This window comes from Acetobacter sp. UBA5411, assembly GCF_002409645.1.
Lineage (GTDB): Bacteria > Pseudomonadota > Alphaproteobacteria > Acetobacterales > Acetobacteraceae > Acetobacter.
Map to the genome: position 1 here is coordinate 19,524 of NZ_DHNR01000005.1, position 21,171 is coordinate 40,694.

The 21,171-nt window shown below is 59.4% G+C and carries 16 protein-coding genes; 5 read left to right on the forward strand and 11 right to left on the reverse strand.

Going from position 1 to position 21,171, the window contains the following annotated elements; all coding sequences use genetic code 11:
* Nucleotide 1 precedes the first annotated feature (1 nt).
* The 10 genes from B3759_RS00965 to B3759_RS01010 form a co-directional block, all read right to left on the reverse strand.
* Nucleotides 2-2,053 carry an NADH:flavin oxidoreductase gene (locus B3759_RS00965; protein ID WP_291362791.1) on the reverse strand — a complete coding sequence of 684 codons (2,052 nt, stop codon included), beginning with the start codon at nucleotides 2,051-2,053 and terminating at the stop codon, nucleotides 2-4.
* A complete protein-coding gene (locus B3759_RS00970) occupies nucleotides 2,050-3,048 on the reverse strand; it encodes a GlxA family transcriptional regulator (RefSeq protein WP_291362792.1) in 999 nt (332 codons plus the stop codon). The genes B3759_RS00965 and B3759_RS00970 overlap by 4 nt, the downstream gene beginning before the upstream one ends.
* Before the next feature lie 2 nt (nucleotides 3,049-3,050).
* The gene (locus B3759_RS00975; RefSeq protein WP_291362794.1) at nucleotides 3,051-4,157 is read right to left on the reverse strand and encodes a hybrid-cluster NAD(P)-dependent oxidoreductase; all 1,107 of its coding nucleotides are present in this window, start codon (nucleotides 4,155-4,157) and stop codon (nucleotides 3,051-3,053) included.
* Nucleotides 4,154-5,410 carry an aromatic ring-hydroxylating oxygenase subunit alpha gene (locus B3759_RS00980; protein ID WP_291362796.1) on the reverse strand — a complete coding sequence of 419 codons (1,257 nt, stop codon included), beginning with the start codon at nucleotides 5,408-5,410 and terminating at the stop codon, nucleotides 4,154-4,156. Before B3759_RS00980 ends, B3759_RS00975 begins: the two co-directional genes overlap by 4 nt.
* 203 nt (nucleotides 5,411-5,613) lie before the next feature.
* Nucleotides 5,614-6,984: an L-serine ammonia-lyase gene (locus B3759_RS00985; RefSeq protein WP_291362798.1), complete on the reverse strand. Its 1,371-nt coding sequence runs from the start codon at nucleotides 6,982-6,984 to the stop codon at nucleotides 5,614-5,616.
* A gap of 216 nt (nucleotides 6,985-7,200) precedes the next feature.
* Entirely contained in the window at nucleotides 7,201-7,740 is a 540-nt protein-coding gene (locus B3759_RS00990) for a sarcosine oxidase subunit gamma (protein WP_291362800.1), read from the reverse strand.
* Nucleotides 7,733-10,753 (reverse strand): sarcosine oxidase subunit alpha family protein, encoded by a 3,021-nt coding sequence (locus B3759_RS00995; protein ID WP_291362802.1) that lies wholly within the window; start codon nucleotides 10,751-10,753, stop codon nucleotides 7,733-7,735. The genes B3759_RS00990 and B3759_RS00995 overlap by 8 nt, the downstream gene beginning before the upstream one ends.
* The gene (locus tag B3759_RS01000) at nucleotides 10,750-11,055 is read right to left on the reverse strand and encodes a sarcosine oxidase subunit delta (protein WP_010668566.1); all 306 of its coding nucleotides are present in this window, start codon (nucleotides 11,053-11,055) and stop codon (nucleotides 10,750-10,752) included. Before B3759_RS01000 ends, B3759_RS00995 begins: the two co-directional genes overlap by 4 nt.
* Nucleotides 11,056-11,142: 87 nt before the next feature.
* Entirely contained in the window at nucleotides 11,143-12,399 is a 1,257-nt protein-coding gene (locus tag B3759_RS01005; protein ID WP_010668565.1) for a sarcosine oxidase subunit beta family protein, read from the reverse strand.
* A 349-nt stretch (nucleotides 12,400-12,748) separates the two neighbouring features.
* Nucleotides 12,749-13,099: a RidA family protein gene (locus B3759_RS01010; RefSeq protein ID WP_099347688.1), complete on the reverse strand. Its 351-nt coding sequence runs from the start codon at nucleotides 13,097-13,099 to the stop codon at nucleotides 12,749-12,751.
* Nucleotides 13,100-13,404: 305 nt separating this feature from the next.
* Between B3759_RS01010 and B3759_RS01015 the strand changes: the two genes are divergently transcribed.
* The 3 genes from B3759_RS01015 (at nucleotide 13,405) to B3759_RS01025 (ending at nucleotide 16,948) form a co-directional block, all read left to right on the forward strand.
* A complete protein-coding gene (locus tag B3759_RS01015) occupies nucleotides 13,405-14,220 on the forward strand; it encodes a glycosyltransferase family 32 protein (RefSeq protein ID WP_291362806.1) in 816 nt (271 codons plus the stop codon).
* Between the two features lie 85 nt (nucleotides 14,221-14,305).
* Nucleotides 14,306-16,051 carry a glycoside hydrolase family 32 protein gene (locus tag B3759_RS01020; RefSeq protein WP_291362808.1) on the forward strand — a complete coding sequence of 582 codons (1,746 nt, stop codon included), beginning with the start codon at nucleotides 14,306-14,308 and terminating at the stop codon, nucleotides 16,049-16,051.
* A gap of 150 nt (nucleotides 16,052-16,201) precedes the next feature.
* The gene (locus tag B3759_RS01025) at nucleotides 16,202-16,948 is read left to right on the forward strand and encodes a methylenetetrahydrofolate reductase (RefSeq protein ID WP_291363229.1); all 747 of its coding nucleotides are present in this window, start codon (nucleotides 16,202-16,204) and stop codon (nucleotides 16,946-16,948) included.
* Nucleotides 16,949-17,286: 338 nt separating this feature from the next.
* Here B3759_RS01025 and B3759_RS01030 read toward each other — a convergent pair whose 3' ends face one another.
* Entirely contained in the window at nucleotides 17,287-18,945 is a 1,659-nt protein-coding gene (locus tag B3759_RS01030) for a SulP family inorganic anion transporter (protein ID WP_291362810.1), read from the reverse strand.
* Nucleotides 18,946-19,232: 287 nt separating this feature from the next.
* On the opposite strand from B3759_RS01030, the gene cysS reads away from it, so the two are divergent.
* Together cysS and B3759_RS01040 are read left to right on the forward strand one after the other, a co-directional pair.
* The gene (gene cysS, locus B3759_RS01035) at nucleotides 19,233-20,594 is read left to right on the forward strand and encodes a cysteine--tRNA ligase (RefSeq protein WP_291362812.1); all 1,362 of its coding nucleotides are present in this window, start codon (nucleotides 19,233-19,235) and stop codon (nucleotides 20,592-20,594) included.
* The coding region (locus B3759_RS01040) for an RNA methyltransferase (protein ID WP_291362814.1) at nucleotides 20,591-21,171 on the forward strand (581 nt) is incomplete at its 3' end. The genes cysS and B3759_RS01040, both read left to right, overlap by 4 nt.

The following is a 21,171-nucleotide window of genomic DNA, read 5'->3' on the forward strand; positions in this document are numbered from 1 at the left end:
CTCAGAAATCCTTGCAGAGACGGAGCGCGTCATAGAGCGCCGCATGAATGTTACGACCGGCCACGGCGTCGCCGATACGGAACAGCGCGTATTCTCCGCTTTTCAACCCTTCGACAGCGGGCTGTGTCTGTCCCTGCAAAAGTGTCGGCAGATCGGTCTGCCCATGGTTGGCAGAGCCTTCCTTCAGTTCCATGTAGAGCGCGTCACGCGGAAGAGTGCCGCATTCGACGATGACATGATCGACGAGACGCTCTTCTTCGGTGTCCGTCATGGTGTTGCGTAGAACGGCGACCAGCCGATTGCCCTCCCGAGAGACCTCGCGCAGCTCCATGTTCGGCGACATGACCACGCCGAGTTTATACATCTCCCGCAGATGGATCGGCTGGTTGGTGGTGCCGACTTCCTGCGCGATGAGCCGGTCATGCGTCGCCATTTCCACAAGACATCCACGCGTAGCCATGACCTCCGCCACAGATGCGGCATTGTGCTGGCCCATTTCGTCAAACAGCAGAACACTGCCCGAAGGATTGACTGCGCCGGACAGCACATCCGCCGTGGTGTGAATAAGGTCAGCGCCTTCAAACTCGCCGCGCCATGCGCTGCCGCCGGTGGCGACAATGACGATATCCGGCTTCTCCAGATGCACCATTTCGACGGTGGCTTCCATGCCCGTGCGCACATCGACACCCAGCTTGCGCACCTGTCCATCCAGCCAACGCACGATCCCGGTCAGCGCCTCGCGCCATGTCGCCTTTGCGGCAAGATTGACCTGTCCTCCCGTCTCGTTCTCGCGCTCGAACAGCACGACGCTATGACCACGCAGAGCGCAGACGCGGGCTGCTTCCAGTCCGGCAACGCCCCCACCTATGATGGCGACCCTGTGCTTTGTGCCCGTTGTCGGCTGAACGTCGTGCGGCATCGTCTGTTCACGGCCCGTCGCGGCGTTTTGCAGGCAGAGCGCATCGCCGCCGACATAGATGCGATCGATGCAGTATCCGGCGCCGACGCACTGGCGGATATCGTCGGCACGTCCGGCCGCCAACTTGTTCACGATATGCGGGTCCGCGATATGGGCGCGGGTCATGGCGACCATATCAATGTGCCCTTCAGCGATAGCGCGTGCGGCGGTCGCAACGTCCATGATACGCTGGGCGTGGAACACCGGCACATCGGCTTCACGCTTGATGGCGCTGGCGAGATGAAGAAAAGGCGCGACAGGAAAGGACATGTTCGGCAGGCTGACGGCGTGCGACATCTCGTCACGGGCCTGCCCACCGATGACGTTGACGAAATCCACCAGTCCGCGTGACGCGTAATCGCTGGCGATTGTCAGACAGTCTTCCTGTGACAGGCCATTTTGCAGCATCTCATTGCCGGACATCCGCATGCCGACAACAAAATCCTCGCCTACTGCCTCGCGGATGGCTGTCAGAACTTCAATGCCAAACCGCATGCGGTTTTCAAGTGAGCCGCCATACTCATCAACACGATCATTCGCGGAAGGGCTCCAGAACTGGTCGAGCAGATGACCATGCGCGCCGGAGATTTCCAGCCCGTCCAGGCCGCCTTTCTTGCAGCGCACCGCCGCATCAGCAAAAGCCCTGACCACACGACGGATGTCCTCGATCTCCATTTCCTTCGGCATGGAACGAGAAGCTGGCTCACGGCGTGGGGATGGACCGATGACCGGCAGCCACGCATCAGTGTCCCAGCGCGTGCGCCGTCCCATGTGGGTGATCTGGATCATCAGTTTCGCACCGTGGCCATGCACACGGTCCGCGAACTGCTGGAAATAGGGAATCACGCTGTCATCAACAACGGAAACCTGATTCCAGGGCGTGGCCGGGCTGTCATGATCGACGGAGGACGAGCCTCCGAACATGGTCAGGCCGATGCCACCCTTGGCCTTTTCGGCGTGATAGAGCTGATACCGTTCCTGCGGCTTGCCGTCCTTGCCGTAACCCGGCGCATGGCTCGTGCTCATGACACGGTTGCGGATCACCATGTTTCTGATCCGCAGAGGCTTGAACAGGGCTTCGATATTGGAGCTCATGCGGACACATCCATGGTTGAAGTCTGTCTGGGAGAGCCTTCTTTCCGCCGGCGTTCATCGCGAGGCGGACAGCCGAAACGGCTGCGATAGGCTGAGCTGAAATGTGAACTTGAAACAAAGCCGCAGGCCGTTCCGATATCGGTAACCGACATCGTGGTCTGACGAAGCAGACGGCGGGCGCGCTCCAGACGCACTCCGACGAGATAGGCTGCCGGTGTGACGCCTGCATGTCGGCGAAAGATCCGTTCCAGCTGCCTTACGGAAAGATGCGCGGCTCCGGCGATTTCCTCGATCCGTAGTGGCCGGTCACTTTCCCGCTCGATCAGGCTCAGAGCACGTGCCATCGCTTCCGGCGTTCCCGGCGGAACAGGCACAGGTTGCCGTTCGTCTCCGGGACGATCGCGTTCCAGAAGAAACTGCGTGGAGATTTCATTGACCCGAGACATCCCGTAACGGGAAGCAATGATCTTCAGCATCATGTCGAGCGGCGCGAGACCACCGGTGCAGGTCAGCCGATTGCGATCAATGACGAAGAAATCGTCCGTGATGTCGATTTCGGGAAATTCCTCGCGGATCGAAGGCAGGTTTTCCCAATGTATGGCGCAGCGATAGCCCCGAAGAAGGCCAGCTTCCGCAAGAGCGAAGGTGCCAGTGCACAGCGCCCCCAGCACGACACCCTGCCGAGCCTGCTGCCGCAGCCATGTGAGCAATGCGGCTCCGGTCGCAGCACGTACATCGACGCCACCGCAGACAAAGACGACGTCAAAGCGAGGCGTTGTTCTGACGGAATGTGTGGGTGCCAGTGAAAGACCGTTGCTGGACAAGGAAGATTCTCCATCCAGCGACAACACCGACCAGATATAGGCTTCCTCGCCCGCCAGCCTGTTGGCCATCCGCAGCGCTTCGATAGCGTTACTCACGGCGATCATCGAATAGCCTGAGAGTGTCAGGAAACCGAAGCGCCGGAAGCTGCTGAGATCGGGCGAAGCAGGCATCGTCAGCGTTCGATCACCACGTCGCTGGTGGGCTTTGAACAGCAGATCAGGATCATGCCCATATCGACTTCACGCTGGCGGATACCTCCTTCGTGCTTCATTTCTACAGTCCCTGAGATAAGCTTGCACTTGCAGGTTCCACACAGCCCCTTTCCGCAGGACGCCGGAACGCGCATTCCCTCGGCGCGGGCGGCGGAGAGGATATTGGTGTCCGCGCCACATTCAATCTCACGTCGGCTTTTTGTGAAGTTGACCTTGTATGTCGTCTCACCCGGCTCCGGTGCGGCGAAAGCCTCTTCAAGTTCCCCCTGCATGAGCGTAGCGAAATCGAAACTCTCTTCATGATGGCGGGTCATGTCGAAACCACTGTCGGCAAGCAGCGTGCGGACTGCGGCCATATAAGGCTCTGGGCCGCAGACATAGACCTCGCGCTCCAGAAAATCAGGAGCGACCAGAGGCAGCATTGAGGCGACAAGGCGTCCACGTAGCCCCGACCACCGACCGGAGGGCGTATCGCTCTCACAGATCGTGGAAGCACGGAAACCTGGCCAGCGCTGTTCCATCAGCGCCAGTTCTCGTGCAAAGATCAGATCGTCAGGGCTACGGGCGCTGTGGAGAAACACCACATCCGCCTCACCTCCAAGATCCATCAGCGTACGGGACATGGACACCATCGGTGTGATGCCACTTCCCCCTGACAGGAACAGAAACTTTTTCGATGAACTACCCGCGCAGGTAAACTCTCCAGCAGGTCCTGTAACCTTTACTTCCATCCCGGGTTGCAGAGTGTCGTGCAGCCAGTTCGAAACCGGCCCCTTCGCCACTCGCTTCACAGTAATCGACACACGATCCGGGCGGGTTGGAGCAGAGGACAGTGTATAGCTTCGGTTTATCTCCTCTCCCGATGGGCCGCATGGGAGAGAAAACGTCATGAACTGACCGGGCTGGTAACAAAAACGGCGCGGCTGTGGAGCGGAAAACACGAATGTCTTCACATCGTGTGTTTCGTCGATGACCTGACGGCAGACAAGCACCTCATCCCGCTCAGGATTCCACAGAGGAGCGGAAGCCAGGTCGTTCAGCTCTGCAAGCACGCCGTTTGCCGTCATGCCAAAGCCGCCTTCATGCGACCGATGTACCAGGCAGCGAATTTCTCAACCAGACCTTCCGTGTAAGGAGAGTACGGTCCGGCTTCAAACGCAGGATCGGTCGCACCCTGCTGGGAAATCTCGACCAGATCCGCATCCTGCTGGTTCGTCGCCTGCCAGACTTCTGTCAGGCGTTGCAGATCATAATCGACCCCCTCGACCGCATCCTTGTGCACGAGCCACTTTGTGCGAACCAACGTCGTGTCTGCATCCAGCGGGAATACGGCGAAAGTGACAATGTGGTCTCCCATGAAATGGTGCCATGAATTGGGCTGGGTCCAGAAAGACAGACCACCGATCGCCTTGTCCTTCAGATCACCCAACGGAACGCGGCAAGCGGCCTTGGTATCCAATGTTTGGCTCTCACCAGAGCGGTCGATCGGCAGCCGTTCGGTCCGGAAACCCGTTATCATGTCATCAAGATGCTCGACTTCACGGGACGGCAATCCCTCACCTTCCCAGCGCGCATGGCATGTAGTGGCCAGTTCCGCATAACGCTGAGCATCGCGCTGGCTTTCTTCATCCAGCGTTCCGGGCGCATAGCCGAAGCCATAGGCAAAAAGTGGAATAGTCAGCTCAGGATGGTTCGGACCGCAATGATAGCATTCGCGGTTATTTTCCAGCGTGAGCTTCCAGTTTCCCTTCTCGATGAGATCGGACTCAAAGGCCACTCGTGTATTTTTCAGATCATGCGGCGCAAGATACGGCTCCATGACACGGGCCATGTCCTCAATATCTTCCGGTGGGTTCTCAGCCAGACAGATAAAGATCAGCCCCGCAACCGAACGCACCGCCACTTTCTTGAGGCCACGACATTTGGGGTCAAAATCTTCTCCCATATGCTCGGCAAATTTCAGCTCGCCATCAATTCCATAGGTCCATGAATGATAGGGACAGACGATGTTGCCGATCATCGTCTTGCCTTCAGGGATCATGCGGGCACCGCGGTGACGGCAGACATTATGGAACGCCCGGATCGCGTCATCATCGTCACGCGTGATGATGACGGAAGATTTTCCGATATTGACGACCATCGCATCGCCGGGCTCGGCAACATCCGGTTCGACACCGACATAAATCCAGTGCTGACCGAAGATGTGCTTCATGTCCTCATCGAAGATGCCCTCATCCGTGTAGAACGGTGCCTCAAGGGCGAAACCCGGCTTGCGTCGGGCAAGGAGTGTTTTGAGCATTTCTTCTGTTTGACCGGACATGAGGGTGTTTCCTTCCCGACCCGACTCTGGTTCGACACATCCAGTATGCGACTTTCAGAAAACTTTAATTTCTAAATTACGACATATTTTTATACCGTAACGACTTTGATGCCCGACTGTCCAATCCAAAAAATTCACGGGTTTTTCGTTGCAAATTAAAGTCAAATTTTATTCTTTTATATCAAACAGATAATTGAAATATATCAGCACTCAGGGAAACGGACAGCCAGACCACCCAGAGAAGTCTCCTTATAGCGACTACTCATATCCTTGCCGGTCTCGTACATTGTCTTGATCACGTCATCGAGAGAGACGTGATGGGAACCATCGCCTCGCATGGCCAGAGAGGCCGCGTTGATTGCCTTGATCGCCCCGAAGGCATTGCGTTCGATGCACGGAATCTGCACCAGACCGCCCACCGGATCGCACGTCATCCCGAGATGATGCTCCATCCCGATTTCCGCCGCGTTCTCGACCTGCGCTGCTCCTGCCCCCAAGGCAGCAGACAGACCAGCCGCAGCCATGGAACAGGCGACGCCGACCTCTCCCTGACACCCTACTTCCGCACCGGAAATGGACGCATTGCGCTTGAACAGCCCACCAATGGCAACGGCTGTCAGCAGAAAATCACGCTCACCGGCGCGGGATGCGCCTGCGCTGTAATCACGATAATACCTGAGCACGGCAGGAACAACGCCCGCCGCCCCATTGGTCGGCGCGGTGACGATGCGTCCGCCCGCTGCATTCTCCTCGTTCACTGCAATGGCGAACAGGCTGACCCAGTCCATGATCTCGTGAGCCGTGCGGACGTTGCGGAACCGATCCGCCTCCAACCGGTCACGGATAGCCGGAGCACGCCGTTTCACGCCGAGACGACCGGGCAACACGCCTTCCGTTCTCATCCCCCGATCAACGCACGCCATCATCACGTCAATGATGCGATCCACATAGGCCAGTACCTCCTCCACCGGACGCAGGGCGCTCTCATTGGCCAGTACGATCTCGGGAATGCTGAGACCACTGCGCTGCGCACAGGCAAGAAGCTGTACGCCACTGCGGAAATCGAACGGCACGTTGACGTTCTGGGGAACAGCCTCCGCGTTCTTGTCTTCCGGCACGACGAAGCCGCCGCCGATCGAGCAGTAACGACGAATCAGAACGGCCTTTCCGTTTCCGTCGGTCGCAACGAACTGGAGCGTATTCGGATGGACGGGGGGCACCGTCTCCTTGTCAAAGACGATGTCCTTGTCGGCATCGAACGTGAAAATGCAGCCACGCGGACCAAGCTCATGCGTCTCACGCATACGCGTGAGAACGGCCTCGGCCTCATCGGGGTCAACCATGTCGGGATGCAGACCACCCAGCCCGAGAATAACGGCGCGATCCGTGGCGTGACCCACCCCGGTCCACGCCAGAGAACCATAAAGCGTGACCCGGACATGCAGGGGATGAACGGCCTCAGCCGCGAGCGCCGCCAGTTCGGTGACAAACTCCGCAGCGGCTTTCATCGGACCGACCGTATGAGAAGAAGAAGGACCAATGCCGATCTTGAAGATTTCAAAAACACTGATCATGGCGAACTTTCCGATATGTCTTTACGCAGCCGCTCTGGACTCACGCCGAAAGTGCCGTGCGGACCATCCTTGCAAAGAACCGCTTCGATAAACCGCGAAGCCGAAATCCGTTTTCCGTGGAGAGAAACGTGCTTCGGATCACTCATTCAGATCAAAAAATATTGTGTCTTTAAGCGCTTTTCCGAAAGCCCCGGAAAAGCGCTTAAAGGCAGCGCGTTACCAGGCCGCGTCGAGTGCCGCCGCATCCATCATGGATGACATATAGGGCCCAAACGAACGCCACACTTCCAGATGGAACGTGTCCATACCTGTGCGCCACACCATGCCGTCAGCCTTGCCGAACAGCGTGCGTGTGACCATCCCGACCGGAAAGGACCGCTCCCGCATGTCCAGCGGGCTCAATGCCGCCAGCGTATCACGCAGCTTTTCACCTTCCAGTGTCCAGCCAATCTGGCGCTCCGAAACTTCTACCAAACTGTTCGGCACGGTGCCGAGATAGGTAGTGACGGCTTCAGGCAAGCCGGCGTCACCCGTGATGATGAACAGTTCCTGTGGCGCGAGGCGGAGCAGCGTGCAGTCACCCGCAGCTGCACTCGCCAGCATGCCCGGAGCCTCGGACAGACCGAACGCCTTGGCAGCGCCTTCCAGCGTATCCTTGCGACCCTGAAGGGCGAAGCGACGCCCTCCCTTGAGTGGCGTGGCCGTGAACCCGGCGCGGGAGACAGCCAGTGAGTTGGAAACAGAGACGTCAGACATTGAGGCGGGCTCCTTCCGCGTCATAAAACACCGGACTGGTGACGGTGACCGGGATCACCTTGTCTTCCATCGGCACATAGAGGGTCTCTCCCATCCGGGTACGTCCACCGGACACCATGGCGAGAGCGATGGACCGGCCCAGCGTGGCGCTGTGATAGGACGAGGTAACATGCCCGATCTTGTTCATCGGGATGACCTCGTTCGGGCTGGCGACAAGCTGCGCCCCTTCTTCCAGCACTTCCTGCGGCGCTTGCGTGTAGAGGCCGACAAGCTGGTAGCGGTCCGGGTCCTGCATCGCCGGGAGAGCCAGTGAGCGTTTACCCACGAAGTCCTTCTTCAGCTTGCTGACCGCCCAGCCACAACCCGCATCATCGGGCGTCGCCGTGCCGTCGGTTTCCTGTCCGACGATGATGTAGCCTTTCTCGGCACGCAGGACGTGCATCGTCTCCGTGCCGTAAGGCGTCATGCCGTAAGGCTTGCCCGCTTCCCAGATACGCTCCCACACTTCCAGCGCCCGGCTCGGTGGCACGTTCACCTCGAAGCCAAGCTCACCGGAGAAGCTGACGCGGAACAGACGCATCGGAATACCGCCGATGGTGCCTTCCACGACGCTCATATGCGGCATGGTCGCATGCGAGATGTCCAGCCCGTCCACGAGCGGCGCGAGAACCTCGCGTGCCTTCGGTCCCTGCACCGCGATGACCGCCCACTCTTCCGAGGTGGATGTCAGCCAGACATCAAGATCCTGCCATTCGGTCTGGAGATAATCCTCCATCATGGTCAGAACGCCAGCCGCACCGCCCGTCGTGGTGGTGACGTGGAAGCGATCTTTCGCGATGCGACCGACAACACCGTCATCATAGACGAAGCCGTTTTCGCGACACATCAGACCGTAGCGGCATTTGCCGACACCCAGCTTGGTCCAGCCGTTGACATACATCCGGTTCATGAACTCGGCGGCGTCAGGTCCGACAACCTCGATCTTGCCCAGCGTGGTGGCGTCAAAGATGCCGACGCTCTTGCGGACAGCGAGGCACTCACGGGCCACGGCGGCGTCCATGTCCTCACCCGGCTGCGGGAAGTAGCGGGCGCGACGCCACAGGCTGACATCCTCGAAGACCGCGCCCTTGCTGCGTGCCCACGGGTCGATCGGCGTACGGCGATCCGGATCGAACAGGTTGCCCCGCTCATGACCGCTGAAAGCACCGAACGTTACCGGCGTGTACGGCGCACGGAACGTGGTGAGACCGATCTGCTGCTTCGGACGGCCTAGGGCGCTGGACGCAATGCCGAGCGCGTTCAGGTTCGATGTCTTGCCCTGATCCGTCGCCATGCCGGTCGTCGTGTAGCGCTTGATGTGCTCGATCGAACGGAAGCCTTCACGCACGGCAAGTTTCACATCCTTGGCCGTCACGTCGTTCTGGTAATCGACGAACGCCATGGCCGTCAGGCCCTTGCCGCGACGGGGTAGCGCGCCAGTGAAACCACCGCGACCGATGGCGTCGCTGGTCACTTCCCACAAGGGAAGATCGACTTCACCATCAAAACCTGCGTCTTTCGCCGCTGCGACACCAGCCTTCAGACCATCGGCCAGCACTTCGCCAAGGTCGTAGACCCCACGGCAGGAACCGGTCGAACGCTCCGCCTGCGCGGACTCGCCCGGCAGATAGGTGTCGAGTTCGGCGTTGTAGACCACCTTGCCCTTGGACTGGGAAAACAGGTGAAGGCTCGGCGTCCAGCCACCCGCCATGAGCAGCAGGTCGCAACTGTAGTTCTTGCCCTCACCCACATCGCCACCCGGCAGAACTGGAGCCAGTTCGACGCTGTGAATACGCTGCGAACCGTGAGCGCGCTGGACCGTGCTGTTGACCAGAACCTTGATGCCCGCAGCTTTTGCCTTGCGGAACAGTTCGGAGTCAGGCTTCGGACGGATATCGACGATGGCAGCGATTTTCACACCCGCTTCAAGCAGGTCGAGCGCAACGCGATAGGCGCTGTCGTCCGCCGTGGCGATGACAGCCTTACGACCACAGGCCACGCCATACCGGTTGAGGTAAGTCTGCGCCGCGCTGGCGAGCATGACGCCCGGACGGTCATTGCCTTCAAACACCAGCGGACGTTCGATCGCACCAGACGCGATGACCACCTGCTTGGCACGCACCTGCCACAGACGCTCGCGCGGCGTGGCCGGATTGGGGGTGCTCAGATGGTCGGTCAGACGCTCATTGAGCGCGACCATGTTGTGTGGGCCGTAGTTGAACACCGTAGTGCGGGTGAACATCCGCACGTTGGGCAGTTTTTTCAGTTCAGCGACCGTGCGCTCGACCCACTCGGAAGCAGGCAGACCGTCGATACGGGACGCGCGATCAAAGAGCAGGCTGCCACCGAATTCCGCCGTCTCGTCGGCGAGCATCACTTCCGCACCTGCTTTCGCAGCAGTCAGAGCCGCCGCCAGACCAGCGGGGCCACCACCGGCCACCAGCACGTCGCAGAACGTATACTGGAAGGCGTAATGATCCGGATCAGGTTCGGTCGGCGCCACACCCAGACCGGCCGAGCGACGAATGATCGGCTCATAAACCTTGGTCCAGAAATTCCGGGGCCACATAAAGGTCTTGTAGTAGAAGCCCGACGGAATCAGTGGCGAGGCGAGATTGTTCACTGCGCCCATGTCGAACTGAAGACATGGGAAGCGGTTCTGGCTCTGCGCCGTCAGACCGTCATAGACCTCGACCTGCGTGGCGACGAGGTTCGGCGTCTGCAAGGCTGGACCGGAACCAACCGCGACCACGGCATTCGGTTCATCGGAGCCGGCAGAAATCGGACCACGTGGGCGGTGATATTTGAAGGACCGGCCCATCAGGTGAACGCCGTTCGCCAGCAGAGCCGAGGCGAGCGTATCACCCTCGAACCCTTCAAAGCTGCGACCGTCAAATGTGAAGCGCACAGGACGGCGCGTGTTGACGCGACCGCGACCGGGAACGCGGGCAGAAGCTCGGGACAAGCTACTCATCGTGCAGCCTCCGCAGCCTGTTCCGGAGTGACTTCCGGACGCGGCTGTCCGATTTCATAGGTGACAACGAAACGATCCGTCCGCGTGTCGCGGATGGCGTTGAAGAAGCGGTTACAGCCGTGAGCATGACGCCACCGCTCGGCGATCAGCCCCTTCGGGTTGTCGCGCATGTAGAGATACTGAGCCCACTCCTCATCGGTCAGGCTCATGGGATCGCGAGGACGGTCGATATGAGCCTCGCCCCCGTTGGAAAATTCGACTTCGGCTCGTTCCCCGCAATACGGGCAGCGGATCAGCAGCATGATGCACTCGCTCCTCGGAGCAGACCGGATGTGAAAACTCGTGCCGTTATCGGCGATGATTTCTGAAGCATGAGGCGACACACCATCTCAGTGCGCCACCGCCGCTGCCGCCGCTTCGTCGATCATCACGCCGTCACGGAAACGCTCGATGGTGAAGGGCGCATTGATGGGATGCGGCTCGTTCTTCGCGATGGTCCAGGCAAACAGGTTTGCCGCACCCGGCGTCGCCTTGAAGCCGCCCGTTCCCCAACCGCAGTTGACGTAAAGCCCCGGCACCGAGGTCTTCGCCGTGATCGGCGAGCGGTCGGGCGTGTTGTCGGTGATACCGCCCCACGAACGCATCATGCGCAAGCGACGGAACATCGGAAACAGCTCGCAGATCGCTGCCAGTGTTTCGGCCGGAATGTGCAGCCCACCGCGCTGGGTATAGGACACATAGGAGTCCGTACCCGCGCCGATCACCATCTCGCCTTTGTCAGACTGGCTGATATAGGCGTGAATGGTGTTGGACATCACGATGGTGGGGAACGCAGGCTTCACCGGCTCGGAGACAAGGGCCTGCAGCGGGTTGCTCTGCAACGGCAGACGGATGCCCGCCATTTCCAGAACGACGGAACTGTGACCCGCCGCCGAGACAGCGACCTTTTTCGCGTTAACCGTCCCCTTCGTGGTCTCGACGCCAGTGACAGCGCCATCCGGACCACGATTGATGCCGGTCACTTCGCAATTCTCGATGATATCCACGCCCATGTCGCTGGCGGCGCGGGCAAAGCCCCACGCCACGGCATCATGACGGGCCGTGCCAGCGCGACGCTGAAGGGAGGCGCCGAGGACCGGATAACGGATATTCGGCGAGATGTTCAGAGGCGGACAGAATTCCTTCGCCTCCTCCGCAGACAGCCACTCGTTGTCGATTCCGTTCAGCCGATTGGCATGAACGTGACGCTTGAACACCTGCACGTCATGCACGGTGTGCGCCACCATCAGGCATCCGCGCTGACTGAACATGACGTTGTAGTTCAGTTCCTGCGAGAGATTTTCCCACAGTTTCAGAGAATGCTCGTAATAGGAGGAGCTTTCGTCGAACAGGTAGTTCGAGCGAATGATGGTAGTGTTACGGGCAGTGTTGCCACCCGCCAGCCAGCCACGCTCGATCACGGCGATATTGCGCAGCCCGTGCTGTTTGGCGAGGTAATACGCCGCACCGAGGCCGTGGCCGCCGCCACCGACAATGATAATATCATAAGCCTTCTTTGGCTGCTCGACGGAGCGCCATTGCGGCTTCCAGCCCAGATGGCCACCGAGAGCCTTTCTGGCCAGGGAAAGAGCAGAAAATCGTTCCATATCCGTCCCGCATCACAACAGGTTCATGAGGGGAGCATGCGCCCCGAAATCTGGGGTCGCTGGTCAGGATCAGACGGTAAACTTGAATAAATGCGACACTGTGAAAATTTTTATCGTATTCGAAATGAACAATGCCGACAGACCCGTCATCTCAGGGACTGTGCAGAGTGATCAAACAGATAAAATGATGATCCTGTTTGCAGGAACACGCAGCGGAACTGGAAAAAAAACTCAGATCCCGAAACGGGCGGCGGTGCCACCCGGTCACTCTGCAAGAATAAGGGACATTATCCAAAATACGGCAGAGAAATATCCCGCCTGCACAAAACCGGCAGGCGGGAGAGACGCATTATTTCGTCGTAACCAGCATGATCTCAACGAGCATCTTCGGGTCAGCCATGACAGCCTGCACGCAGGCGCGGGCCGGTGCGCCGTTCTCCGGCAGCCATGCGCTCCAGACTTCGTTCAGCGCGGTGCGATCGTTGATGTCTTTCAGCCAGATCTGGGCCTGCAGGATACGGGTCTTGTCCGTGCCGTGCTCTTCCAGAAGCGTATCAAGCTGCTCAAGGATATCCTGTGTCTGACCCTTGGCGTCTTTCGTGAGATCGCGGGCGACCATGCCCTGTGTGAAAATAAAGCCGTGATATTCGACGGCCTTGGACAGAATCTGGTTCGGTTCTGTGCGAAGGATCTTGCTCATGATGCCATCTCTCTTTCTTGGTGGCGGGTTAACGGGCGCATTCTTAACAAATTTACGCGCCGTATCACAATCGACAGGTCTCCTGGCAGTTGAAGAAGCCGAGAGCCACAAGTCCGTTCAAACGCTCCCGCTTCCAGCCCGGCAGGAGATTCCTTCTCTGGCAGCGGAGTGCCTTCCTTCATGAGTTGACAACAGAACGGTCTTACAAAGACCACTACCAATGAACCGCACAGCGCTTTTCAATCTTCATGGAAGACCTATAGTGAGCGCTCTGAAAGAAACATGAAATCCGCAAGAGAATGTCATTGACCACTGATGCCCCGCCCGAACTCTCCGCCGTCTATCGTGGCGAGAAAATGCCCTGTTTTGGGCTGCTGGCGTCCGGCATCGAGAGCGGCTGGCTTCCTCTGGTAAAACCGGCTCCCGGTGACACGCTGCCGGAAGGCATTCCCCATCGCATCGCCCAGTACTGGCACTCGTCCGTTCTGCCGGAAGAGGTGCAGCGCGCTATCGAGACCATGAAGGCGCATAATCCGGGCTTTGCGCATCATCTGATCTGCGATGAGTCCGCCAGAACTTTCATCCAGCAGCATTACGGAGAAGAGAAAGCACGCCTGTTCGACGCCTGCTTCCACGCCACGATGCGCTCTGATTTCTGGCGTCTGTGCGATCTGTATGAATATGGCGGAATCTATGTCGATGTGGACACCATCGCGCACGCTCCTCTGTCGCGCATTGCCGCCGGAGCGACTTTCAACTGCATGGTGACCTATGCCGTCGGTCAGCCCTGGTGCATCAACAACGGCTTTTTCATCGCAACACCCCGAAATCCGGTGATCCATGCCATCCTGACACTGATGTTTGACAACGTCTCACGCTTTGTCCGCACCGGCCAGTTTGAGAATGTCTGGGTCGAGACGGGGCCGGGCGTCACGACAATGGCGACCATGCGCTGGCTGGCGAAGCAGTCCGTCGATCATGGCGTTTCTCCCACCGCGAGCGGTCTGATATTCCGACCCTATACAGCCGTTACGGACGCCTTCAATGATGCGGATATGGCCTACAAGGCGCATCCTGAAGGAAACTGGCGGGGCGCCACTCCCACGGGCCAGACGCGGTAATACATCCCGACATTTTTCGTGCCTGCCAGTTGCAGCCCCAAAGAAAGCCAGCACCGCCCTCCGTTCACATTCTGAAACCAGTCCCATGCCAGACAAGAAAACCTCCCGACCAGCCCTCTCCAGTCCGGGACGCCGTGCTGCCCTGTCCTCTCTCGTCACACTTGGTGCGACGGGCTGTCTTGCCGGGGTCGCCGCGCATGCTGCCGAGACGACCGGAACGCCCTCCACACCCACGACGCCTCTTCCTCCGCAGGCTCCGGATCACACCCACGACGCCGAGCCGAACGCCTCGCATCCCTCCCCGGCCGATCAACCAGGAAACGCGCTGATGCATCCCGCAACGGAAACTCCTGCGGACACGCTGTATCGTCCATCCGTCCATTTCAGCCCAACCACAGGCTTCATGAACGATCCGAACGGTCTGGTGTTCGATGGCACGCGCTATCACCTCTATTACCAGTATGATCCGTTCGCGCCGTATGCGGGGCACGTTCACTGGGGACATGCGACGAGCACGGATCTGCTCCACTGGCAGGATCAGCCGATCGCCATTCCGGAGACCAAGGCGGGCGAGGCCTATACGGGCTGCGCTGTCGTCGATGAGAAAAACACGTCCGGTCTCTTCGCGTCAGGCGAAAGCGGTATCGTCGCCCTTTACACGCGCGCCAGCCCCACCGAGCAGGCCCAGTATCTCGCTGTCAGCAAGGATCAGGGACAGACCTTCACGGAATACGAACACAATCCGATTCTGGATCTCGGCAGCAATTCCTTCCGTGACCCGCAGGTGATCTTCCATAAACCCACACGGCAGTGGGTCATGGTGGTGGCGAAGTCCCGCCTGCATCAGATTGCGTTCTACGCCTCCACGGACCTGATTCACTGGGTGCATCTCAGCGATTTCGGCCCGTCCGGCCTGTTTGGCGTCGATTACGAATGCCCCAATCTGCTTGAAGTGCCGGTCGAAGGCGGTGGCACGCGCTGGGTGCTGTTCGTTTCCGTCAATCCGGGTGCGCCGCTGGGTGGCAGCACCACCCAGTATTTCATCGGCAGTTTCGACGGCTCGCGCTTTACGCCGGATGACACCGTGATCGGCCTGACGGACTTCGCCAAGGACGCCTACGCGCTTCAGGTCTACAGCAATATGCCGAAGGACGAGGCTGTCTCCATCGCATGGTTCGGCAACTGGCAATACTGTCAGGAACTGCCGACCCGAACATGGCGCGGATGCATGACCCTGCCGCGCACAATGACATTGAAGCGGGATTTCGCGGGCTGGCTGCGCCTTGCCCAGCAACCGCGCGGTGTGGAAACCCTGTGGGACAGATCACTTTCCTTTCAGCCACGCCGACTTGCAGCCGGAACCAGTGTGCAGACCGCCATTCCCATAGGTTCAGCCCTTGATTTGAGCCTGAGTGCGACCGTCGATGAACGGCCTGCGGGGCTGCCACCGGGTGACAAGGGCCGCACAGGACGCTTCGTCATCACATTCGGCAATGAACAGGGAGAGGCTCTGACAATCGGGTTTGACGCCTTTTCCGGTCAGCTCTGGCTGGATCGTGGGAATCTGCGCGGTTTCTCACAGCCCTTTTTCACCGGAGAGTTCTCGACAGTCCTCAACCCTGATGACCGGCATTTCTCCATTCGCATCATTCTCGATGCCAGCACGCTCGAGATCTTCGCCAACGGAGGACTTTCCGTGGGGACAGCGCTGATCTATCCCTCCGCCCCCCTCACCTTCCTGCGTCTCGAAACATCAGGAGCAGGCGCGACGGTGGATAGCATCAGCCTGCATTCCCTCCACAAAACCATGGAGCGGGAAACGTCGATCTGAGTCAGTCATTATTGGGTTGGAGCCGCTTTCAGTGAGGCTCCAACCCGGAACAACCCTTGAGCCGATATCCTTCAAGGTCGTCAGATTCCCTTCAGGTGCAAACTGCTTTAGAGTGCTATGCATGAACAGATTTTGCGAATGGCTTCCGAAATGAGTCGCGTTTCCATCGAACTGGTTCCCCGCGACGCGGGGGCCATCACACGTGAGGTGCGGGAGCTGCGCGAGTGCCTGCCCTTCGTCGATACGATCAACATTCCCGATATCCAGCGGTTTTCCCTGCGCAGCTGGGACGCCGCCGCGATGGTGCAGGACAACTTCCACTCGGTCATTCCGCATATCCGGGCCATCGATATCGACCCGAAGGGCCCACTTCCCGGTCTGGACACGCCGGGCCTGAAGGAAGTTCTGATCATCAAGGGTGACCCACCGGCAGACCTGAACCACCGCGTATTCCCAAACACATCGGACGCCATCATCCGGCGTTATGTGCGGGAAGCGCCGCATTTGAAGGTGTACGCCGCGTTTGATCCCTATCGCCGCGCCCCTTACCGTGAACTGGAAGAACTGGCCCGCAAACGTGATGCCGGAGCCTGCGGCTTCTTCACACAACCCCTGTTTGACAGGCGGATGCTCGATCTCTGCCGGGAATGGCTACGGGATGAGACTGTCTTCTGGGGGTTCTCTCCTGTCATCGGTCCGAAATCACGCTCCTACTGGGAAACGACAAACCATATTGTCTTTCCGCATGATTTCTCTCCCACTCTTGAAGCCAATCTCGCATTTGCAAGGCAGGCCATTCAGGAAGTGCGGGCTGATGGTGGCTCCGTCTATCTGATGCCGCTACGGGTCAGACTCGCCAGCTACCTCTCCCCCCTCACTGACGTATTGCGGACATAATCAGCCTTTCAAATTCCGGTTTTCTGCGGTTCGCACAAAGTTTTGTTACATTTTTGATACAACAAAACACCAAACTCCTGCCCAATTTTCTGGCCATAAGGGCAGAGGCAGGCTATTAAGGAGCTGTTAGTCAGTATCCTTTATGCAGGCCAGAGGGTCAGTCCTGTTTCGTGTGTCGCAGCACAGACACGGGGCTGGCCCTTTTCTGTGCGCACTTTTCGCGTCAGATGCGGATCTCTACGACAGGTTCATACTGATCCGCGCCCTTCCCCGAATATTCTGATTTTCCTGACCGTCCAAAAGCTTTCTGTAACCGGCAGCAGCTTCCTGCGTGCCGGTCATTTCTTCGCTGTGAGTTCCGCCAGCCTCTTCCGGGCCATGTCCATCGCAAGATGGAGCGCCCCCAGCAGATGATCCTCCCCAATCAGATCTATCAGACGGTGACGGACCATATCGCTTCGCATGTCATTGCTCACACGACCGAAAAACAGCTCAACCTTCCGCGCCTGTAAACGCGCCACCAGATCACGCATCATGGCTGCCGCTGAATAATCGATATCGGTAATCGCGCCAGCATCGACCACGATGCAGAACACTGGATGCGGTGCGGTTTCGACAAGCTCCATCACATCGTCGGCGAACCGCGTGCAGTTGGCGTAGAAGAGATCGGCCGCGAACCGGTAGATGATCAGTCCCGGCTCGGTCTCCTCTCCCGCGTGACAGCGCGTGGCCTCGAAAACACCGGCACGAACCGGTTGAAGCACACTGGTATGCGGCTCGTAACTATGTCGCACGTGACGCAGCAGCGACAGCACGATCGCCAGAAAGATTCCCTGCTCCACTCCGACCGCCACCACCGTCGCCGCCGTAATGAGGGCAAGGTGGAACTCGCCGGGACTTTCCCGCCGGATGGCGAGCAAACCGGACACGTTGATCATGTCGACCCCGATGACGAACACGATGCTCGCGAGCACGCATTGCGGCAGATACTGCAAAGGGGCAGTCGCGCAGAGCAGGATCACGCCGGTGACCAGCGCAACGACAACCTGCGCACGCTGACTACGTGCTCCGAACTGCACGGCAAGCGTCGTCTGCGTCGGGCTGCCATTGACCACAAACGTGCCGCTGAGTGCCGCTGCCATGTTGGCCCCCGACAGCCCCAGAATGTCGGCGTTTTCATCAACTGTTTCACCATACTGCACGGCAAAGGCCCGTGACGTCGCAGCGCTCTGGGCGATGATCACGAACATGCAGGAAAGAGCCGTGGGCACGATCACCGACAGCTCATCCAGACCGAAATGAGGCAGTCCAAGACGAGGCAGACCGCCACTGACCGGTCCCAGCGTGGCAATCCCCATATGCGAAAAGCCGAACCACGCACTCGCCACAATGCTGCCGATCACAGCCACCAGCGCACCCGGAATACGAGGCGTCAGATGACGTGCCGCCACAATGCACCCCGCCACCAGCAACGAAAGGGCGATGGTCGGCAGACTGGCGTCATGGGCATGCGTTACATCGCCCCACAACTGAAGCAGCGAATTTTCACCCTTCTGGGAGATACCGAGCATGTCGTGCAGCATGGAAATGGCGACCTGACAGCCCACACCGGTCAGAAAACCCACAAGCACTGTGCGTGAGAGAAAGTCCGCAAGAAACCCCAGCCGGAACAGCCGTGCGATCAGCAACAGCCCGGCAGTAAACAGCGCCACGACCGGCACCAGCGCAATATAGGAGACACTTCCGATCGGCGCGACGGACTTGAGGCCACCCGCCAGAATCGCCGCCGTCGCTGAATCCGCCGCCACAACGAGATGGCGTGATGATCCCAACGCGGCAAACAGGAGCGGCGGCAGGAGAGCCGTGTACAGTCCCATGACGGCTGGCACCCCGGCGATCCGCGCGTAGCCCATCACCTGCGGCACACTCAGTGCCGCCTCGGACAGTCCGGCGATGCAGTCTCCCCACCATGCGTTTTTTTTCTTCGCGCTGGTCATCGTGCTGTGTCTTCCATCCTCCCCTTGCTTCAAACCATCATCGACCTGACCACCAGAAATGGGAACCCATGCGGACCGGCACGCACCCATGTCTGCCATGAATCGTCAGGAATGGCCTTTCAGCCCATGCTCCGGTGTTGCGTTCCGACGCGTGAAAAGGCATCCACGCGGGATGATTTCCGGTTTCCGCTGACGTTCGATAAACATGAGCGGGAAAAGGCCCGTCCGGAGATCGTGCATCCTTCCGGGCGTTTCGGCAGCATCAGGACGACAGAGACCGTATTACGATGACCCAGCTACTGCTCCATGACAGCCAGCGGCGAGCGACAGTTCCGTTCGAGCCGCTCGATCCGGAGCATGTGAAGGTCTATTACTGCGGCCCCACGGTCTATGACCTGCCGCATGTCGGTAATCTGCGGGCTATGCTGACGGCAGATATTCTCACCCGCCTGCTGCGCAGGCTCTATCCGCGCGTGACGTTCGTGCGCAATATCACCGACGTGGACGACAAGATCACCGCACGGGCCGCGCAGAACAACGAGGACATCGCCTCCCTCACCGCTCGCACGACCGCCGAGTTCCACGCCGATCTCAAGGCGATGAACATGCTGCCGCCGGACATTGAGCCGCGCGCCACGCACAATATCGAAGAGATGGTGGCGATGATCGCCCGTCTGATCGAACTCGGTCACGCCTATGAGGCGGAAGGGCATGTGTTGTTCGCTGTCGCGTCCTTCCCCTCCTACGGCGCGCTTTCGGGACGTGATCCGGAAGATCTGGTTGCAGGCGCACGTGTCGAGGTCGCTCCCTACAAGCGCGATCCGGGTGATTTCGTGCTGTGGAAACCCTCCACACCAACGCAACCCGGTTGGCCTTCTCCATGGGGACGCGGCCGGCCCGGTTGGCACATCGAATGCTCGGCCATGTCGCATCGCTATCTCGGCGACAGTTTCGATATTCACGGCGGCGGCAGCGACCTGCTTTTCCCTCACCACGAAAACGAACGCGCCCAGAGCCTGTGCTGCTTCCCCGGCAGCAAGTTCGCCGATTACTGGGTGCATAACGCCATGCTGCTGGTCGATGGCGAGAAGATGTCCAAGTCGCTGGGCAACTTCCTGACCATCCGTGACGTGCTGGCCAAAGGCCCGGTCGAAGCCCTGCGTCTTCTGCTGATGGGCGCACAGTATCGCTCGGTCCTGAACTTCACATGGACGGGGCTGGACGAGGCCAAACGCACGCTGGACCGGTTCTATCGGGCGCTGGAAGGCGCATGGCCGCTGGATGTGGAAGGACGTGATATTCCGGCTCCTTTCCTTGCTGCTCTGTGCGATGACCTGAACACGCCAAAAGCCATTGCTGAGTTGCACGCCATGGCGACCGCAGCACTCGCTGGCGACCGTGAAGCCGCTGCTGATCTGCTGGTCGCGGGTCAGATGATCGGCCTGTTTATGCAGGAACCAGCCGCATGGTTCCGGGGCGAAGCTGGCGACGGACCTTCCGAAGCCGAGATCGAAGTCCTGATCGCCGAACGACTGGCGGCACGCAAGGCGAAGGATTTCGCCCGCGCTGACGCCATTCGCAAGGAACTGACCGACAAGGGCGTGGTGCTTGAAGACGGTCCCGGCGGGACAACATGGAGGCGCGCATGACCGGACGTGACGGCGGCGCCGCCATCGAACCAATCGGCAACAGTCCGGTCGTCATTCTCGTGCGCCCGCAGATGGCGGAAAACATCGGCACGACGGCACGCGCCATGGCCAATGGCGGTCTGTTCCATATGCGGATTGTCGCCCCGCGTGACGGGTGGCCACAGGAACGGGCATGGCGCGCCGCCTCCGGCGCGGACCGCATCCTTGAAGCTGCGGAAGTCTTTGAGACGGTCGATGACGCCATCGCCGATCTGCATCACGTCTATGCGACCTGCCCCCGCCCCCGCCACATCGTCAAGCCGCTACTGACCGCCCGTGGCGGCGCCATCGAACTGCGGGAAGCGACCAATCGCGGCCTGAAGGTCGGGCTGATGTTTGGTCCAGAACGAGCCGGATTGGACAATGAGGACATGGCGCGGGCTGACGCGCTGATCCGCTATCCGCTCAATCCGGCGTTCATGTCGCTGAATCTGGCGCAGGCCGTGATGATCATGGCTTATGAGTGGTGGCTGACAGAAGACAGCACGTCGCCTCGTGAACTGATGACCAATGAAACGCATGTCGCCACCAAAGGCGA

Excerpts from the sequence above, each read along its gene's own strand:
- B3759_RS00965 (WP_291362791.1), bottom strand. The coding sequence starts at position 2,053 with ATGAGCTCCAATATCGAAGCCCTGTTCAAGCCTCTGCGGATCAGAAAC.
- B3759_RS00970 (WP_291362792.1), bottom strand. The coding sequence starts at position 3,048 with ATGCCTGCTTCGCCCGATCTCAGCAGCTTCCGGCGCTTCGGTTTCCTG.
- B3759_RS00975 (WP_291362794.1), bottom strand. The coding sequence starts at position 4,157 with ATGACGGCAAACGGCGTGCTTGCAGAGCTGAACGACCTGGCTTCCGCT.
- B3759_RS00980 (WP_291362796.1), bottom strand. The coding sequence starts at position 5,410 with ATGTCCGGTCAAACAGAAGAAATGCTCAAAACACTCCTTGCCCGACGC.
- B3759_RS00985 (WP_291362798.1), bottom strand. The coding sequence starts at position 6,984 with ATGATCAGTGTTTTTGAAATCTTCAAGATCGGCATTGGTCCTTCTTCT.
- B3759_RS00990 (WP_291362800.1), bottom strand. The coding sequence starts at position 7,740 with ATGTCTGACGTCTCTGTTTCCAACTCACTGGCTGTCTCCCGCGCCGGG.
- B3759_RS00995 (WP_291362802.1), bottom strand. The coding sequence starts at position 10,753 with ATGAGTAGCTTGTCCCGAGCTTCTGCCCGCGTTCCCGGTCGCGGTCGC.
- B3759_RS01000 (WP_010668566.1), bottom strand. The coding sequence starts at position 11,055 with ATGCTGCTGATCCGCTGCCCGTATTGCGGGGAACGAGCCGAAGTCGAA.
- B3759_RS01005 (WP_010668565.1), bottom strand. The coding sequence starts at position 12,399 with ATGGAACGATTTTCTGCTCTTTCCCTGGCCAGAAAGGCTCTCGGTGGC.
- B3759_RS01010 (WP_099347688.1), bottom strand. The coding sequence starts at position 13,099 with ATGAGCAAGATCCTTCGCACAGAACCGAACCAGATTCTGTCCAAGGCC.
- B3759_RS01020 (WP_291362808.1), top strand. The coding sequence starts at position 14,306 with ATGCCAGACAAGAAAACCTCCCGACCAGCCCTCTCCAGTCCGGGACGC.
- B3759_RS01025 (WP_291363229.1), top strand. The coding sequence starts at position 16,202 with ATGAGTCGCGTTTCCATCGAACTGGTTCCCCGCGACGCGGGGGCCATC.
- B3759_RS01030 (WP_291362810.1), bottom strand. The coding sequence starts at position 18,945 with ATGACCAGCGCGAAGAAAAAAAACGCATGGTGGGGAGACTGCATCGCC.
- cysS (WP_291362812.1), top strand. The coding sequence starts at position 19,233 with ATGACCCAGCTACTGCTCCATGACAGCCAGCGGCGAGCGACAGTTCCG.